Annotated in this window: 4 protein-coding genes; all 4 read left to right on the top strand. The window is 59.2% G+C overall.

Features of this window, described 5'->3' with window-relative positions; genetic code table 11:
- Positions 1-1,088: 1,088 nt before the first annotated feature.
- Positions 1,089-2,372: an NADP-specific glutamate dehydrogenase gene (gene gdhA, locus CXY78_RS00365; protein WP_233206024.1), complete on the top strand. Its 1,284-nt coding sequence runs from the start codon at positions 1,089-1,091 to the stop codon at positions 2,370-2,372.
- Between the two features lie 269 nt (positions 2,373-2,641).
- A complete protein-coding gene (locus CXY78_RS21935) occupies positions 2,642-2,974 on the top strand; it encodes a TraR/DksA C4-type zinc finger protein (RefSeq protein ID WP_104087479.1) in 333 nt (110 codons plus the stop codon).
- A 763-nt stretch (positions 2,975-3,737) separates the two neighbouring features.
- Positions 3,738-4,661: an ABC transporter ATP-binding protein gene (locus CXY78_RS00355; protein ID WP_233206023.1), complete on the top strand. Its 924-nt coding sequence runs from the start codon at positions 3,738-3,740 to the stop codon at positions 4,659-4,661.
- A 1-nt stretch (position 4,662) separates the two neighbouring features.
- Positions 4,663-5,450 (top strand): ABC transporter permease (locus CXY78_RS00350; RefSeq protein ID WP_158253222.1); only part of this gene is annotated, 788 nt, incomplete at its 3' end.

Here is a 5,450-nt window from a genome sequence, read left to right as displayed (position 1 = left end):
GGGCGGGGCTTACGGGAATCGGACACTCCCGGAACTACGCGGATCACCTTCGATGCTCCGTGAGTGTTCGGGTGTCCCGGTCACCGTCCCTGTACCGGGACGGCTTTCATTTTCCGTAATCGTGTGCACAACTGCGGCCTGGACTGGTGCCAGCATCTCAAGATCGTAGTGTCCCAGAATCGTGTCGATTACGACTGGGACGTCGCCACGTTTCGCGGGCCAGACTTTGGCATCACCGGAACACTCTGCGTGTTCCTCGACGCTTGTATTACGCGGCGCTGGTCAATCATCATCCTGTAGACCACGGTCGTCACCATCGGCGTCGACGCGGATAGCCTCTGTGAGGTCCTCGGCTTCGACGTCAATACCTGACCAGATCCCTTTTGGCCAGTCAATTGCTGTATGGGCCGTAACGCGGGGGCGTCCGCTGGACATTTTCGCACTCGGGTCCGAGGTGACAATCTCTCGGCTATTCCCCTAAAAAGAGGCGGGCTCGGTCTATGTCGGCGGGCCTTCGGATGGGACTTTTTGCGATAGCCCGTGGTCGAACTAAGGTGCATTTGATGTTGTCAGACTGCTCCAATGCGGTGTCGAGCCATGCGCGACACCGCACGAGGAGGAGGAGGACTCAACTACCGGCCCTTGCGGGACTTGAGAACCGATTCATCAGTCTTTTCGCGTTTGTCAGCGCGCTTTTCTTTCAGCGACTTCAACGGTTGTTTCTTCCCGTTCGGAGCGGCCGGGCTCTTCATGGCCATGTTTACCTCGCTTCCCTACTTCTAGTTGGCGTAACTGGTAACGGTAGCCCATAACGTGTCAGAAGTCATTTTTCCCTCTGACCAGTACATATTTTCTCTTCCATGTGATGCACACGACACCGTGCCGATTCGTGCGTAGAGAGAGTTGAAACGAATGTGTTTCGTTTTCTCCAAGCTCCCCTCAACCGATAGATTGGCATCGTCGGAATCCATCGTGATGCGATCTACTTGTATTTGCCTCATCACATCGCTAAGGAGTCCGTTGTGGCTGTGCTTCACCCGCATCTTGTTCCGGTTTTTGAGGAAGTGCTGAGCCGGAATCCTGGCGAGATGGAATTTCATCAGGCAGTGCGGGAGGTGCTGGCGAGCCTTGCCCCGGTTGTATCCAAGCATCCGCAGTATGCCGATTCCGCGGTGATCCGGCGTTTGTGTGAGCCGGAACGACAGATCATCTTTCGGGTGCCGTGGGTTACCGATTCCGGCAGGATCGAGGTGAATCGTGGCTTTAGGGTCGAATTCAGTTCCACACTCGGACCGTATAAGGGCGGACTGCGATTCCATCCGAGCCTCAACCTGGGCATCGTTAAGTTTCTGGGCTTCGAACAAATCTTCAAGAATGCGCTCACCGGTCTGCCCATCGGAGGAGGTAAAGGCGGCTCTGACTTCGACCCCAAGGGGCGCTCAGATGCCGAGGTGATGCGCTTCTGCCAATCGTTCATGACTGAGCTGTATCGACACATCGGCGAGTACACCGACGTGCCTGCAGGAGACATTGGTGTTGGCGGCCGAGAACTCGGCTACATGTTCGGGCAATATAAGAGAATCACCAACCGGTACGAATCCGGAACTTTAACGGGTAAGGGAGTGAGCTGGGGCGGGTCACAGGTGCGCACCGAAGCCACCGGATATGGCACGGTATTCTTCGTAGACGAGATGCTGAAATCGGCGGGTAGCAGTCTAGACGGCAGGAAAGTTCTCGTTTCCGGGTCCGGGAATGTAGCTATCCACGCGATCGAAAAGGTGCACCAGCTCGGCGGCCGCGTTATTGCGTGCTCGGACTCGACTGGCTATGTCCTCGATCCATCTGGAATCGACTTGGAACTTTTGAGGGAAATCAAGGAGGTTCGCCGGGGCCGCATCTCTGACTACTGTGATCTCCGCGGCGGACAAAGTCGCTTTGTGGCAGATGGTTCCATCTGGGATGTGCCATGCGAGATTGCGCTGCCCAGTGCGACGCAAAACGAATTAGACGAGACCGGGGCGGCTGCACTCATTCGCAACGGCTGCCGAATCGTTGCCGAAGGCGCGAACATGCCGACCACGCCCAACGCCATCCGGTTACTGGTCGGGGCCCAAGTGCAGTTTGCGCCCGGAAAGGCCGTCAATGCGGGCGGAGTCGCTACGAGCGCGCTGGAGATGCAGCAAAATGCCTCGCGCGACTCATGGACGTTTGAACACACTCAGGATCGTCTATCTAAGATCATGCGAGGCATCCACGATCGGTGTCTTGAAACCGCCGACGAATACGGTTCACCAGGTGATTATGTTGCGGGTGCGAATATCGCCGGATTCACCCGCGTGGCGGACGCTATGCTCGCGCTCGGCGTCATCTGAGAACTGGCAGTACCGCCAAAGAGCTGCCGACTTGCCTTTCCTGTGGCACGGGCTATGGTGAAGCTATGCCCACGTCTCGTATGACCATGCCCTGCGCCGAGCGCAGCTTGGTCACTCTGGGCGGGCGCTTCAATTCCCTAGGACGTGTTGTGCCCTTCCGCTACTTCACGCGCGCGCCACCGCACTGACCCCCAAGTATTTGGTCAGTTGAGCTGGCAGTAGCGCGTCGCAGTTGCGGCGCGCTTTTTCTTTAACGCGTAGGAGCATTCATGATTACTCGGCCATCCCTCTCCCATGCCGGTCGGAGCCACCAGACCGACGTAGACGTTTTCCGTCGGATCCTTGAGAACCAACTTCGCGAACGGGAAGCCCTCCTCGGTGAGCTGGTCCCGCGGGCGGCACCGCATCTCGATGTCGTGGCTTGGACCATGTCCCAGTCCAGCAAACGAGTCATTGCACAAATTACCCAGGCGTTGGAGCGCATAGCCATGGGCACATTCGGAATCTGCGCCGGATGTTCTGAACCCATTGCCACGGACCGGCTTGCGGTCGTGCCGCACGCCGAGTTATGCGTGACGTGCCAAGGTCTCGCAGAACAGTAGCGGTGATGGATTGATCCGGGAGGCCAGGCACACCGTGACTAGGTAAGTCTCGGCGAAGCCGATGCACGAAGCCGATGCACGAAGCCGATGCCGATGCCGATGCCGCACGGTGGCTGGGGCCGTGGCACCGTTGTTCCAGAAACGCGAACAGCGCATTGGACGGGTTGGGGTTGTCGGTGACTCCGTGCACTATCTCGAGGCGCTGCAACCCGATCCGGATGGTCTGTTGTCGCCCGCGTTAACACGCCGCCGCCGCTGCGGACCGGGCACCGCATTCGATTGACCCTCGGCCCGCCGGTCATAGGTGAGTCGACCTTCACTGGAAATGGGGCTTTCACGAAGTCGCCAGGAGCAATCAGGTCCACACCACTACTTTCACCGGAGGAAAGGGCATCCTGTTTTTTCAGAATCCCAGTAAGGGTTCCCCTATCGGGAATAAGCCTAAAGCCGCCGATCACAAGTCCCAGGTCTCCCGGTGGAGTCGCTGCTCATGACGCGGGCCGTGTTGATTTAGGCCGTGCCATGCTGTGGTTAGTGCGCGCTGGCGAATCGGTGGTCGGCCGCGAGCATCCGCTCGGTCATTTCATCGTTGCCTTGATGTCCACTCGCACCGATCACATGCCGGGTCGGATCGCGCCACGCACGAAGCGTTGGGGCCGCCGAGGTCGAGCTGGCCGTGCAGTAGGACGGCGAAGGTTCGTTCGGGACAGTGCACCAGCGCGGTCGCGGATGGGCGGCGGGACCTCCTCGATAGAGTGAGGGCATGGCGCCCCACAATGAACCCCTCGTCCATATTCATAACTTCCGGATGGATTTCGGGAGTACCACGGTCGTAGAGGATCTCTCGTTTGATGTGCGGCGGGGCGAAACCTTCGGTTTTCTCGGGTCTAACGGTTCGGGAAAGACGACCACGCTGCGCGCGCTGTTAGGGATCTACGCTCCTACGGCGGGGATTCTCCACGTGGACGGCCGGCCGTTCACGCCGGAGGCCGGTAGCCGCTTGGGGTATCTGCCGGAGGAGCGCGGACTGTACAAGAAGGAATCAGTCCTCACTGTGATGACCTACTTCGGCCAGCTCAAGGGCCTCAGCAAGAAGGCCGCATCGGCCTGGTCATCGAACTACCTGGAGCGGGTGGGGCTCGGCGACCACGCGAAGTCGCGGGTGGACAAACTCTCCGGCGGGCAGCAGCAGAAAGTTCAGCTCGGAGTAACGATCATGAACGATCCGGAGTTGCTGATCCTGGATGAGCCGACCAAGGGCTTCGACCCGGTCAATCGACGCCTGCTGATGGACATCATCGAGGAGCAGAAACGGGCCGGCGCCACGGTCCTGATGGTCACTCACCAGATGGAAGAAGTTGAACGGCTCTGCGACCGCGTCATCCTCCTCAAGGACGGTCGCGCCGAGGCGTACGGGACGATCTCCGAGGTGCAAAACCAGTACGGCGGAACGATGATCCGGGTCAGCTACTCGGGTGAAATCCCAGCATCGCCGCACTACGAGATCAGCACGCGCGACCGCAACTATGCCGAACTTACCCTGACAGACACAGTCGACGAGGCGCTGATCCTGCGGGACCTGGTCCAAGCCGGGGTCCTGGTGCGCAGCTTCACAACCAGCAAACTCTCCCTGGAGGAGATCTTTGTCACGGTCTATGGTGCGCAAAACGAAATGGTGGGTGCCTGAGATGGCCCAGCACAACCTCCGCACCGTCCTCGCATTCGAAGTAACCCGAACACTGGGCAAGAAACGCTTCTGGTTTATTACCCTGCTGGTGCCCATCGCGATCGGCATCGTCTTGGCCCTCGTGGTCCTGGGGAACATGACGGCAGCTGACACGGCCGCACGTCAAGCGGACGCCAAACTGGCCTTCACCTACAGCGACGCCTCCGGATACGTGGACCCTGCCGTGGCCACCGCGCTAGGTGGCACCGCCGTCACCGACGACACAGCCGCGATCGCCGCAGTAAAATCCGGGAAGCGAGAAGCCCACTTTGTGTACCCGACCGACCCCGCTGAGACCCCGGTTCACGTGTACGGCGTCGACAAGGGCCTGTTCGGTAATGGTGCATACAATGGCCTCGCCACGCAAGTATTTATCACCAGCGCTCAAGATCGCATCGGAGACCCCGCCCTCACGGCCTTGGCGCAAGGCAACGTGCCCATCACCGCGACGACCTACACCGACGGTGTTGAAGCGGCCGGGTTCTTGGGCATGATCCCGCCGCTGATCTTCGTCGTGATCTTTTTCCTGGTCTTCACGCTGCTCTCCAACCAAATGCTCACCAGCACGCTGGAGGAGAAAGAGAACCGGGTGACGGAGATGATCCTGACGACATTGAACCCCACCGTGTTGATCAGCGGGAAGGTCATCTCCCTCTTCGTCGTCGGCTTCGTTCAAGTCCTCGTGTTCCTGCTGCCCGTCCTGATCGCGTATGTGTTCTTCCGCACATCGTTGAACATTCCGGAGTTGGA

Source organism: Cryobacterium sp. N19 (assembly GCF_002929595.1).
Classification (GTDB): Bacteria; Actinomycetota; Actinomycetes; order Actinomycetales; family Microbacteriaceae; genus Cryobacterium; species Cryobacterium flavum.
The sequence above is the reverse complement of the archived record's forward strand: the minus strand, read 5'-3'. Positions and strand labels throughout refer to the sequence as shown.